The organism is Pseudomonas sp. MYb185, from assembly GCF_002979975.1.
Taxonomy (GTDB): Bacteria; Pseudomonadota; Gammaproteobacteria; order Pseudomonadales; family Pseudomonadaceae; genus Halopseudomonas.
The window spans coordinates 1-12,654 of record NZ_PCQD01000002.1; the positions used below are offsets into that span (position 1 = coordinate 1).

The 12,654-nt window shown below is 61.7% G+C and carries 11 protein-coding genes; 6 read left to right on the forward strand and 5 right to left on the reverse strand.

The window, feature by feature from the left end; all coding sequences use genetic code 11:
* The 3 genes from tssI to CQ007_RS02570 form a co-directional block, all read right to left on the reverse strand.
* The coding region (tssI, locus tag CQ007_RS02560; RefSeq protein ID WP_146114531.1) for a type VI secretion system tip protein TssI/VgrG at positions 1–1,124 on the reverse strand (1,124 nt) is incomplete at its 3' end.
* 233 nt (positions 1,125–1,357) lie between these two features.
* Positions 1,358–3,073, reverse strand: a complete 1,716-nt coding sequence (locus tag CQ007_RS02565) for a nitrite reductase (protein ID WP_105643370.1) — start codon at positions 3,071–3,073, stop codon at positions 1,358–1,360.
* A gap of 52 nt (positions 3,074–3,125) precedes the next feature.
* On the reverse strand, positions 3,126–5,174 hold the full coding sequence (locus tag CQ007_RS02570; protein WP_105643371.1) for a TonB-dependent siderophore receptor: 2,049 nt from the start codon (positions 5,172–5,174) through the stop codon (positions 3,126–3,128).
* Positions 5,175–5,453: 279 nt separating this feature from the next.
* Between CQ007_RS02570 and CQ007_RS02575 the strand changes: the two genes are divergently transcribed.
* The 6 genes from CQ007_RS02575 (at position 5,454) to CQ007_RS02600 (ending at position 11,068) form a co-directional block, all read left to right on the forward strand.
* Positions 5,454–6,302: a CbbQ/NirQ/NorQ/GpvN family protein gene (locus CQ007_RS02575; protein ID WP_105643372.1), complete on the forward strand. Its 849-nt coding sequence runs from the start codon at positions 5,454–5,456 to the stop codon at positions 6,300–6,302.
* A 38-nt stretch (positions 6,303–6,340) separates the two neighbouring features.
* On the forward strand, positions 6,341–6,787 hold the full coding sequence (locus CQ007_RS02580; protein WP_105643373.1) for a cytochrome c: 447 nt from the start codon (positions 6,341–6,343) through the stop codon (positions 6,785–6,787).
* Between the two features lie 40 nt (positions 6,788–6,827).
* The gene (locus tag CQ007_RS02585) at positions 6,828–8,231 is read left to right on the forward strand and encodes a cbb3-type cytochrome c oxidase subunit I (protein ID WP_105643374.1); all 1,404 of its coding nucleotides are present in this window, start codon (positions 6,828–6,830) and stop codon (positions 8,229–8,231) included.
* Positions 8,232–8,364: 133 nt separating this feature from the next.
* Positions 8,365–10,203: a nitric oxide reductase activation protein NorD gene (locus tag CQ007_RS02590; protein WP_105643375.1), complete on the forward strand. Its 1,839-nt coding sequence runs from the start codon at positions 8,365–8,367 to the stop codon at positions 10,201–10,203.
* Positions 10,203–10,811, forward strand: coding sequence for a cytochrome c oxidase subunit 3 (locus CQ007_RS02595; protein WP_105643376.1), 609 nt, complete (start codon positions 10,203–10,205; stop codon positions 10,809–10,811). Before CQ007_RS02590 ends, CQ007_RS02595 begins: the two co-directional genes overlap by 1 nt.
* A gap of 11 nt (positions 10,812–10,822) precedes the next feature.
* Positions 10,823–11,068, forward strand: a complete 246-nt coding sequence (locus tag CQ007_RS02600; RefSeq protein WP_105643377.1) for a cytochrome C oxidase subunit IV family protein — start codon at positions 10,823–10,825, stop codon at positions 11,066–11,068.
* Positions 11,069–11,273: 205 nt separating this feature from the next.
* Here CQ007_RS02600 and CQ007_RS02605 read toward each other — a convergent pair whose 3' ends face one another.
* Both CQ007_RS02605 and CQ007_RS02610 read right to left on the reverse strand, forming a co-directional pair.
* Positions 11,274–11,768 carry an SCP2 domain-containing protein gene (locus CQ007_RS02605; RefSeq protein ID WP_105643378.1) on the reverse strand — a complete coding sequence of 165 codons (495 nt, stop codon included), beginning with the start codon at positions 11,766–11,768 and terminating at the stop codon, positions 11,274–11,276.
* Entirely contained in the window at positions 11,762–12,652 is an 891-nt protein-coding gene (locus CQ007_RS02610; RefSeq protein ID WP_105643379.1) for a U32 family peptidase, read from the reverse strand. The genes CQ007_RS02605 and CQ007_RS02610 overlap by 7 nt, the downstream gene beginning before the upstream one ends.
* Positions 12,653–12,654: the final 2 nt, after the last annotated feature.

The following is a 12,654-nucleotide window of genomic DNA, read 5'->3' on the forward strand; positions in this document are numbered from 1 at the left end:
CAGGGGGTGGCGGTGAAGTGGTTGCGGTAGCCTTGGGTGAAGTTGTTGTCGGTTTCCCCCTCTCCCCAGCCCTCTCCCGCAAGGGGAGAGGGGGTTAGAATGTGCGCTCTTGAGGTATTGGTGCCTGATGGATCGGTGATGGACTCTTCGAGCACCTGGGGTTGTTTGCCCTGGTGGTGGATTTCGGTGAGTAGCCACAGGTCGTTCCATTGGCTACAGGGGTGGCCTTGCAGTTCCAGGAAGTGGCCGCTGCGCAGGATGGGTTGGTCGCTGTGGCCGTGGGCCAGGCGGTAGTCGCTGCGGTGGCGTTCCAGATGACGGCGGGCCAGGTGCTTGCCGCGGGTGCGGTCGGTGAACTGGCCGGGGTAGTCGTAGTCTTCCAGGTCCGGCAACTGCTCGCTGCGGGCCTCGCTTTCCAGCAGCAGGCGGGCTTTGTCGTGGTCGTAGTCGCGGCGGGTGACGCGGCTGGTGCGGGCTTCCAGGCGTACGCCGAAGCGCTTGACCACCGGCTCGTCGGCGACCAGGCCGTTGCCCTGATCGAAGCCCGTCGGGTCGAGACGCGGAAAGCCGGTCTGGTCATCGCCGAAGACCAGCAGGTGACCTTCGGGGGCATGACGGAAGTGATAGTGAATGCCCTCTTCCTCGCATAGGCGCTGGATAAAGTGCAGGTCGGTCTCATCGTACTGGGTGCAGTAGTCACGCTCAGGATAGTCGCTGCCGAGCTGGAACAGGAAGGCATCGGACTGGATGCCGTGGTCGTCGAGCACGCGGGCGATGATCTGCGGCACACTGAGGTGCTGGAAGATACGCTGGTTGTGTCGCAGGTCGAGGTACTGCAGCTGGGGAACCAGCTCCAGGCGGTAACGGGTCAGGCGCTTGCCGGATTCGCCGATGGCGGCGTGGTGGATCAGGCCGTGCAGGCCGGTGCCGTTGCCCAGGTCGAGCCAGGCGGTGTGGTGCAGCAGGCTTTCCAGGTCCAGGTCGGGCTGTTCACTGACCAGTTGCAGTTCGATGCGATAGCAATGGCTGATCGCCTCGCGGGCCTGGAAGGCCAGTACCTTGAAGTCGTGCTCGAGGCCGTGCAGGCTCAGGGTGAAATGGGCTTGATTGGCCGGGGCAAACATCCGCTGTCCTCATCTACTTTCGCCAAGGGCAACCAGTAACCGGTTGCCCCATGTGATGGGCAGGCATTGTCACAGAATCATGCTCGGCTGGATGTGCGCCAGTTGGCAGAACCCGCATCTCCGGTGCAATTCACACCCTACAGCTAAACAGTCATCATGAAAAAAGCCCGGACCAAAGGGCCCGGGCTTGTCATTGAATGAATGGGAGCGCCTGGCGCTCCCGTTGATCCAGCTCAATACACGTCGTGCTGAGTGTTGTGGACGTTGAATTTGCCGGTTGGCGTGATCAAGCGCTTGTCACGAATCACCTTCTTCAACTCCAGGGTCTTGTCGTCTACCACCACGATGGCGGATTCCTCGTCTTGGCCACTCCACACCGAGAACCAGACTTCATCGCCCGCCTCGTTGTATTCAGGCTGCACCACACGGCGCGAACCACCCTCGATGCCGGACCACTCGGCGATCGGCAGGACCTTGTAGCCTCCATCCAGGTTGTTGATATCGAATACCGCCGCCGACTGGGCGATATCGGCGCTCGGGTTGAAGGTGGTATCCACATACAGGTTGGTGGATTTCGGGTGGGTCTTGATGAACAACGAACCACCACCCTGCCCTTTCAGCGTCGACACCACCTTCCAGGCATGCTCGGGATGGTTCACCGGATCGGTACCGATCAACGAGATGGTATCGTCACCCAGGTGACTGGTGCCCCAGACCGGACCGAACTGGGGATGCACGAAGTTGGCACCACGCCCCGGGTGCGGGATCTTGCCCACATCGACAATCGCCGCCAGCTTGCGTTCCTTCGAGTCGATCACCACCACCTTGTCCGAGTTGTTCGCTGCGGTCATGAAGTAGCGGTGCGAGCTGTCCCAGCCGCCATCGTGCAGGAACTGCGCGGTACCGATGCTGGTCACGGTCAGGTTGTCCAGGTCCTCGTAGTTGACCAGCAGCACCTGGCCGGTTTCCTTGACGTTGACGATGAACTCCGGATGCGCGTGCGAGGCGATGATCGCCGCGACACGCGGCTCCGGGTGGTACTCCTGCTCATCAACGGTCATGCCTCGGGTCGACATGATCTTCAGCGGCTCCAGCGTCTCGCCATCCATGATCACGTATTGCGGCGGCCAGTAATCACCGGCGACCACATACTTGTCCTCGAAGCCTTCGAACTTGGAGGTCTCCACCGAACGCGCCTCGATACCTACCTTGATCTCGGCCACCTTGATCGGCTCCTTCGCCCACAGGTCGATCATGTCGATCTTGGCGTCACGGCCGATCACCAGCAGGTAGCGCCCGGAGGCGGACATGCGCGAGATGTGCACCGCATAACCGGTGTCGATGGTCTTGACGATCTTCTTGCTGTTGCCGTCGATCAGCGCGATCTTGCCGTCGTCACGCAAGGTCACCGAGAACAGGTTGGGCAGATCCAGTTTGTTCATCTGCTTGCTCGGCCGGTCTTCGGGCTTGACCAGCACGGTCCAGCTGTCACGCATCGCCTGCATGCCCCACTCCGGCGGCGTCGGCGGCTCATGCTGGATGTAGTTGGCCATCAGGGTGATCTCCTCGGGCGTGAGTTCGCCGGAGGTTCCCCAGTTCGGCATGCCGGCGGGCGAGCCGTAGGCAATCAGTGCTTCCAGGTAGGCCTGGCCGCGCTCCTGGGTGATATCCGGGGTCAGCGGCTTGCCGGTGGCGCCCTTGCGCAGCACGCCATGGCAACCGGCGCAGCGCTGGAAGTAGATTTCCTTGGCCTTGTCGAACTCGGCTTCGCTCAGGTCGGGCGCACCCGGGGTACGCATCACCCTGGCCAGGGATGGATCAACGGCGGAGGCTTCACCCTGGTAGGCGGCGGCGGCCTTCTCCGGGTCCGAGCCCTGTGCCAGCGCGGAGGCGGTGATCGTCAGCGCCAGGATACTGATTGCGGCGGTCAACGGTTTGGTCATTTTCATGGTCTGGTCCTTTCCTCGACAATGTAATCGGCTCATCAGGTACAGCAGTGGGTCAGAAGGTCAGTGTTATCTCCGTATCGATGTGGCGTTTCAGTCCGGGCAGCTCATCCAGAGGCCGGTAGGAACGGTTGAGCAGATTGCCCAGCAGCAGCCGGACACCGACCCGCTCCTGATAGTCGAGCGTCCAGGCCAGGTTGAGGGTGGCGTAGCCGCCCTCGCGGTCCTCGACGCTACGATCCGCTCCCTTGCGCTCGGCGCCGCTGGCGGTGCGTACAAAGAAGTCGAATTCATTGCTCACCTGGCCAAGTTGCGCATAGGAGCGCAGCCCCAGGGTGCCCATTGCGGCGGGCAAGCCGCTGTCCCGGGTGGAATAACCATTGCCATAGTCAAACTCACGACGGCTCAGGCTGAGCGCAGCGTGGGGCTGGACCAGCCAGTCCGGGCGCCACTCGAGGGACACCTCCAGGCCGGTGGTGTTGGCTTCGTTGACGTTGGTGTATTGCCACTGTTCAAGAGCGGAGTTGCCGGGCGGCAGGTAGCCATCCGGGGTGGCTCCAATCCGCTGACGGTCGATGTAATCCTTCGCGATGGTGTGAAACAGCACCACATCGGTGGTCACCAATGGCACTTCATAACGCCAGCCCAGCTCCACGACCCGCGCACGCTCGGGCTTGAGGTCGGGATTACCGTAGAAGATGCGTTCCCTCGCCGGGGACACTGAGTACAGCTGGGCCAGCGTCGGGTAGGAGTAACCCTGAGCCAGATTGGCTCGCAGCGCCCAATGTGGCGCCGGACTGTAGACTATCCCTAACGAGCCAAGCACTCGCTCATCAGCACTGTCGACCGCTGTTCGCTCGGTGCTGCGCGCCAGCTCCGATTCAACCCGGTAATAGCGGCCACCCAGATAGGCGGTCCAGCTTTCGGCAAACTGCCACTCCTGCTGGGCGAAGGCCGAGAGTGTCTGCTGATCGGCTTTCTGGCTCGCCGAAGCAGGGGTAACGACGGTGCCTGCCGGCGTGATCCGTGTGGTACTGCCGAACTTGTCACTGTCCAGCTCGTCATCCATGTATTCCAGACCAATCAGCGTGGTCTGCTCGCTGAACAGCTCCAGCTCGGCCTGTAACCCCAACCCGCGGGTGAGCTGCTCATCCAGCGAATTGTTATCGACCATCACCGTTACCGGCAGCACCCGTGTCAGGACATTGTTATTGAAGTCCCGGTCCACCGTCCGCCGATAGGCATTGGCGGACAGCTTCTTCACCACGGGATTCAGGTCGGTTGCCTCATAGAACAACGCATAGTGGCGCTGATCACGCTTGGGAAAGTCCAGATTGAACTCGGAACCCGGCTGGGGCTCCACCCAGCTGCCGGCACTCAGGTCGAAGCGCTCAGCCTTGAACGCCACATAGTGATTATCCCGGCGATATCCCAGGTGCAGCGCCGCCGACTGATTGTCATAGGCGGAGTTGTCCAGTTCGCCATGCCCCCGGGTGCGCCGATCGCCGTGCTCACTGCGTGACAGGCCCAGACGGTAGTCGAAGCCGCCGCTGCTGCCGGACAGGCCGGCATTGCTGCGGTAGCCCTGGGTGGCGGAGTAATAGCCACCGCCAACGTAGCTTTCCAGAGGTACATCGCTACCACGCCGGGTAATGATATTGACCACCCCACCGATGGCGTTCGAGCCGTTGATCACCGACGCCGGACCACGCACCACCTCAACCCGTTCGATCATTGCAGGGTCGATCAACAGGGGCGTACCGTAATCGGTATGGTCAGTCACGGTCTGGCCATCAATACGAATGGTCACCCGCCGTGAACTTTCGCCACGAATCGAAATACGCTTCATGCCGGGGGTATCCGAGTCGGACAGCACCACGCCGGGGATATCACGGAACAGATCAGCGACATCCGCCAGGCTACGGCGGCGAAGATCATCTTCACCAATACGCGTAACGGAGCCGGGGCTCATGAGGCTGGCTACCTCAAAGCCCGTACCCGTAATCACGGTATCGGCCAGGCGTACGGACGGGCCGTCCAGCGCCGCTTGCGCTACCGACAGGCTCAGCAGTGACAACCCGCCGATGAAAATCCTGGCTTTCATCCTGATCGCTCCTCATGACATATCAGCATGATGGAGCGTCTGGGAAGCGGAGTGCTTGACCTCTGTCAAGCGGATATGCGTCATGCTGACGCACCAGACTGGGTGCGACATACCATCGCACCCAAAATCAGGTAAAAACAACCATTATCGGTTTTTTTAACCTACACCAGTCACGGTAATTTCAACCAATATTAAAAATAACCCATTAAAATCAATAAGTTAATAATTGGCACGTTCCTTGATAGAGAAACAGCGAACGCAACTATCAAGGAAGCACCAATGAACGCACCCCGGTTAGACCTTCATCCGCAACAGCAAGGTGGGCTTTTCTACCATGCCAGTGGTGCCGAGGTTGAACTCTTCGAGCAGGCCGACCGCTTCGGCATGCCGGTCCTCATCAAGGGACCGACCGGCTGTGGCAAGACGCGCTTCATCCAGCACATGGCCCAGCGCCTCGGGCGCAAGCTGTACACCGTTGCCTGCCATGACGACCTGACCACCGCCGATCTGGTCGGCCGCCACCTGATCGGCAGCCAAGGCACCTTCTGGCAGGACGGCCCGCTGACTCGCGCGGTCCGCGAGGGTGCCATCTGTTATCTGGACGAGGTCATCGAAGCACGCAAGGACATCACCGTGGTACTGCACCCGCTGGCGGATGATCGGCGCATCCTGCCGCTGGAAGCCACCGGCGAGGAACTGCAGGCCGCGCCGGGGTTCATGCTGGTGGTTTCCTACAACCCTGGCTATCGCAACCTGCTCAAAGGCCTCAAGCCCAGCACCCGCCAACGTTTCGTGGCCATGGCCTTCGACTATCCCGAGGCCGCGGTGGAAACCCGTATTGTGCAGCATGAGTCCGGTCTCGATCCGGTCAACGCCGGCCACCTGGTCAGCCTGGGCAACGCCCTGCGCCACCTTGGCCAGCACGACCTGGAAGAGGCCCCCTCGACCCGCCTGCTGATCCATACCGGCCGCCTGATCGCCGCCGGCATGGACCCGCGCCAGGCCTGCGAAGCCTGCATGGCACAACCGCTTACCGACGAGCCGGTCGCCCAGGCGGCGATCATGGATGTAGTCAGAGCGCACTTTGCCGAACCCGGACAACAACAAGCCAACAGAAGATTCGCCTGACCGGCGAGCATGCTTCCGCACAACCTGAGGAGATCAACATGTCGGAGCGCTTTACCAAGGGCATGGCCCGCAATATCTACTACGGTGGCGGCATGTTTTTCATGCTGCTGTTCATTGGCCTGACGGTCGATACGGTCACGGCAATTCCGGAACGGGAAAACCGCGACCAACTCACCGCCGAAGTCGCCCACGGCAAACACCTGTGGGAGAAAAACAACTGCGTGGGTTGCCACTCGCTCATGGGCGAAGGTGCCTACTTCGCACCAGAGCTGGGCAACGTGTTCGACCGTCGTGGCATGGGTAACGAAGCCGCCTTCAAGGCCTACTTCGGGGCCTGGATGAAGGCCATGCCCACCGGTGTGGAAGGCCGTCGGCAGATGCCGCAATTCAACCTGACAGATGAAGAGCTCGATGCCATGGCGCAGTTCCTGATCTGGTCGTCGCGCATCGATACCAACAACTGGCCGCCGAACAAGGAAGGCTGAGTACGACCGACCCGACTCTGACAGCATAAGGAATCACATCATGAAATACGCTTCACAGGCGGTGGCAAAACCCTACTTTGCCTTTGCCATGCTCTTGTTCGTCGGTCAGATCCTGTTCGGTCTGATCCTCGGCACGCAGTACATCATCGGCGACTTCCTGTTTCCGGAAATCCCCTTCAACGTGGCCCGTATGGTACACACCAACCTGCTGGTGGTCTGGTTGCTGTTCGCCTTCATGGGTGCCACCTACTACCTGATCCCGGAGGAAACGCAAACCGAGCTATGGAGCCCAAAACTGGGCTACGCGCTGTTCTGGATCTTTGCCATAGCTGGCGTACTCACCATCCTTGGCTACCTGCTGGTGCCCTACGCACGACTGGCGGAACTGACCGGTAACGATTACTTCCCGACCATGGGCCGGGAGTTCCTCGAACAGCCGACCATCACCAAGATAGGTATTGCCCTGGTATGTGTAGGCTTCATCTTCAACATCCTGATGACAGTGCTCAAGGGTCGCAAGACCGTCATCAACATGGTGCTGATCACCGGCCTGATCGGCCTGGCGGTATTCTGGATGTTCGCCTTTTATAACCCCGTGTCGCTGGTCATGGACAAGTACTTCTGGTGGTGGGTTGTACACCTGTGGGTTGAAGGCGTATGGGAACTGATCCTGGGTGCAATTCTGGCCTTCATCCTGATCAAGACCACCGGGGTCGACCGTGAAGTGGTAGAAAAATGGCTGTACCTGATCATTGCCATGGCGCTGATCTCCGGCATCCTGGGTACCGGTCACCACTATTTCTTCATCGGTGCACCCGAGTACTGGCTGTGGATCGGTTCGATCTTCTCCGCCATCGAACCGCTGCCCTTCTTCCTCATGGTGCTGTTCGCCCTCAGCATGCTCAAGCAGCGTCGTCGTGAGCACCCGAACAAGGCTGCCGTCACCTGGGCAGTGGGTTGCACCATCATGGCGTTCCTCGGTGCCGGCGTGTGGGGCTTCCTGCATACCCTGGCTCCGGTGAACTACTACACCCACGGCACTCAGCTCACGGCTGCCCACGGTCACCTCGCGTTCTTCGGTGCCTACGCGATGATTGCCATGGCGATCATCTCCTACGCCTGGCCGAAGTTGCATGGCCGTGAGTGCAACAGTCTGCAGGCGCAACGCATGGAGATCTGGTCGTGCTGGGTGATGAGCATCAGCATGCTGGCAATCACCTTGCTGCTGACCTGGGCTGGCTGGATTCAGATCGAGCTGCAACGTCTGCCTTCTGACGCCGGCGCGCTCGGCTACATGCAGACTCAGGACGCCATCATGCATGTGTACTGGATGCGCCTGTTGGCGGGTGTCGGCTTTGCCGTCGGCCTGGGCATGTATCTGTACAGCTTCGTTGTGGCGCGCGCCACCCGCGAGGAATCTCCAGAGCTGATGATAGCTTCCTGAAGCAAACCCGGTGTCGGGAGTAATCTCGACACCCCTTCTCTGCCCGCTGCTGCGCGGATTCCGCCCAGCAGCACCCTTTCTCCGGTTCTGGCCCTTACAGCCAGAACCGACCCTGACCACGGAGCGCAATGCAATGGAAGAAGCCGTAGGCATTCGCTGGCACCGGTTGATCACCCGCCTGGCCGGGGATGGTTTCCCCCAGGCGCGGGTCCGGCTGGAAGACGAAGGTCCACGCCTGGCCATGGTCTTCCGCGCCCTGAGTGGCGACCCCGGCCTGACCATCAAGGCCAGCACCGAGCGCAGCCTCAACACCTGGCGCCCCCTGGCCCACCGCCTGGCCGGCACCGGTCGCCGCCATACGCTGGCCTGGCGCGAGGCCGAGGCCCTGCGGGTACCGCACAGCCTGGAGGTGTTTCCCGAGCAGGCAATGAACCGCGACCTGTATCTGTGGCTCGCAGCCATGGCCAGTCAGGCTGGCGAAGACAGTTCCGGCGACTGGTTGCAGGACAACCAGCAACTGGTAGTGAGAACGCTGGATGCCTTTCCCGGCCTGTACGATCTGTATCGGACCCTGGCCCGCTGCCTGGTGGATATCCGCCGCCAGCGCAAGCTGCCACCGGCCCAGGCGCAACAGGAAGCGTGCCTGCAGGCTGCCCTGCTCGATCCAGGCAGCCTCCGTGAGTGGCCCGATGCATCCGCCGAGCCCTGGCCGGTGCCCTTGTGGCTGTATCCTCTGCCGGAGCAGCCCCTGACGCTGGCGGCGGCCAATGACAGCGACGCGGACGCTGAAGGCCATGGCGGCGGTAAGGTCCGGCAGAGCAAACAGCGTAAGCAGGGTCGTTATGTGGATGATCCGAACAAGCGCAACGGACTGATGATCTTCCGCCTGGAAAGCCTGTTCTCCTGGTCGGAGTTTGTACCAGTGGACCGCTGCGAAGATGACCAGGACGATGAGGATGCCGAACGCATCGCCGAAGATCTGGATTACCTGACCCTGTCGCGCAACCCCAGTACCAGCGCCTCGCGCATCAAGCTGGACATGGACCTGCCCTCCGCCTCGGAGGATGACATTCCGCTGAGCGATGGCTGCCTGTTCCCCGAGTGGGATTGGAAGAAGCAGCAGCTAAGGAGCAATCATTGCCGGGTCATTCCCATGTTGCCACGGGATGCCGAGCCAGCGCCGCTGCCCGAGCGCCTGCGGTCCCTGGCCAGTAACCTACGCCAGCGCTTCCAGGGCCTGCAGCCGCAACGGGTATGGCAGAAGCGCCAGGCCAGCGGCACCCTGCTGGACCTGGATGCCTGCCTGCATCACGCCGCCGACCTGCGCCGCGGCTGCGCCACCTCGCAACCGGCCCTATGGCGCCGCGAGACCGCCCGTCATCGTGACCTGGCGTGCCTGGTGCTCGCCGACCTGTCGTTGTCCACCGAGGCCTGGGCCGACAACCAGCATCAGGTGATCGATGTGATCCGCGACAGCCTGCACCTGCTGGGCGAGGCGCTGGACGCCGGCCAGGATGACTTCGCCATGTACGGCTTTTCCTCGAGACGCCGGGATCATGTGCGTTTCAATCTGATCAAGAACTTCGCCGAGCCCTGGGGCAATGCCATTCATGGACGCATCAAGGCGCTCAAGCCGGGTTACTACACACGCATGGGGGGCGCCATCCGTCAGGCCACCGAAGTGCTCAAGGACAAGCCCGCCGAGCAGCGCCTGTTGCTGCTGCTGACCGACGGCAAACCCAACGACCTGGATGTCTACGAGGGTCGCTACGGCATGGAGGATACCCGTCAGGCATTGCTGGAAGCACGGCAGGCCGGCATCCAGCCGTTCTGCGTGACGATCGACCAGCAGGCCGCCGACTACCTGCCCTACCTGTTCGGCCAGCAGCGCTACCAGTTGATCCGCCAGGCCGCCGAACTGCCTGGCCTGCTGCCGAAACTCTATCTGCTGCTGACCGGGAGAACCACCTGATGCACAGTCCCGAATCCGTACTGGACGACACCAAAAGCCTGGAGCAACCGCGCCAACTGCCCGGTGACCTGGCCATGTGGTGTTTCATCCTCGCCGAGCTGCTGGCCTTCCTGTTGCTGCTGGGCAGCATGGCCTTCGCTCGCGGTCACTGGAGCGAGCTGTTCAGCGCCGGCATCGCCACCCTGCACCCGGAGGCTGGGCTGATCAATACGGTCTTTCTGCTGACCGGCAGCTACTTCGCCGCCAACGCGGTACACCAGGCGCAGGCCGGCAACCGCAAGGCGCTGGTCTGGGGTTTCATCCTGGCCTCGGCCTGCGGCCTGCTGTACGTCGGCGTCAAGGTCACCGAGTACAGCATGCTGTTCGCTGATGGCTACAATCTGCGCAGCAGCACCTTCTATTTCTTCTACTTTTTCACCACCTTTTTCCACATGGCCCATGTACTGATCGGCATGCTCATCCTGCTGGTGGTCGCCTGGCGCTGCCACAAGGGACACTACGCCAACCAGGAAAAAGCCAGGATGGCCAGCGAGTCGGCCGCCAGTTACTGGCACATGGTCGACCTGGTCTGGCTGGTGCTGTTCCCCCTGCTATATGTGTTGCCCTGAGGAGGCTGCTGATGAAACGCTGCGCATTGGAAATCGGCCTGTTCGGCCTGCTGTTGCTGACCGTCGCTGCCTGGCTGCTGGGACACAACTTTGCCGGGAGCTGGGTAGTGGGCTGCGTACTGGCGCTGACCTTCGTCAAGGGCCAGTGGTTGATCGACCAGTTCATGGGTTTGCGTCGCGCGCCGCAGTGGCTGCGCTGGATCGTCAGCGGCTGGTTGCTGCTGGTGGTCGGGATGACCGCGCTGTTCAATATGTGACCGGGCTGACCTGAAACACCGCTGGCCGGGATGGAACCCGGCCTTCCACGGCTCCCAGGAAACCTCTGAACAAGTCAAAACACCGTCATTGCGAGCCCGTAGGGCGCGGCAATCCAGGGCTGGCCGGCAGCTCCGAGCCTGTGGATTGCCACGTCGGCGGATGGCCGCCCCCCCTGCTCCTCGCAGTGACGACGTATTCAGAGGTTCATACCGGGTGAGCTGGCGCCCTGTGTGGCTCCTTCGCCGCCGCCCCCAGCCAACTGATCAGTTGCCACAGGCGCGGCGGCATCAGGTCCGAATCCAGACTGTCGACCAGATTCTTGATCGCCAACCCCAGGTCGGTATCCCCTTCGATCACCAGGCGGCGCCTGAAGAACAGGGTATCGGGGTCTTCCTGTCGGCTGGCCAGCAACAGGAACTCCTTCCAGTTACCGCGAATGCACACATCCACCGGCGAGTCCTTGGCCAAACGCAGCCCCAGCGCATCCCGCGTCAGGCTCCAGGCCATGCCCAGGTCGCTGACCTCGATACGCAGCCAGCGCCCCTGCAACACATCGAATTCGCCGTCCTGCAACGGCTCGGCGAACAGCCGCGCCATGGCCTTCTCGATAACCAGCTTCTGCAGCATGAAAGGTACATGCCGACCCAGCGGCAGTAGTGGACCACCGGCGCGCAGAACCAGATTGCCGATATTCAGCATAACCCCACCTCCTCAACCGTCAGCATGCCCGGTTGGCCATGCCAATAACCATTGCAGCCATCCACCGCCAGCGGCGGATGGCCGCCACGACGCACCTTATCGAACAATTGCACTATCTCACCCATGTTCCCGGCCCGCGGGCTCAGGCGCAGGGCATCGATGCCCATGCGTGCCATGCGCGGATGCTCGGCCAGCAGGTTGCTGATGCCGCCGGACATGGTCTGGATACCATTGAGGGTAAACAGCACCTGGCCTTCCTGGGTGGTCATGGGAATACCCTCGGGGTAGTTCTGGCAGATGAAACCGCAGTCATCCTTGGGCAGGTTCTCCGCCCGGGCAGTGAAGCAGCGCGCCGAATAGGCCAGCGGCAGGTGCCCCCAGGCGAAGACCTCGATTTCCGGCAACGGCACATCCGCCTCCCGCGCCTGCTCCATCAGCGCCGCGAGCAGGTCCGCTGAGCATTCCACCGGTGGCACCCAGCGCGACATCCCGCGACTGACCAGTTCATGCAGCGCGTAGGCGTTGTAGATATTCAGGGCCGGCCCGCCGACGAACTCCACTCCGCGGCTGCTGAGAAACTGCACCGCGGCCATGTCGTTGGCCTCGACCTTGATCTCGCCGTTCTCGCACAATCGGCGCAGGCTGGACAGCTCGGAGGCCGCCTCGATCAGGGTCAGGCCCGACAGTACCACTTCCGCATCGCAGGCACTGCGTACATCCTGGGCCAGACCAATCCAGTCATCCAGCGACAGCGCGCGACGCTTGGAGCAGACGGTCTCGCCCAGATAGATCACCTCCAGCGGCTGTTCCGCCATGTCGGCATAGAAGTCCATGATCTGCTGGCGCTGCCAGTAGAACAGGATCGGCCCCAGGGTCAATTTCATCA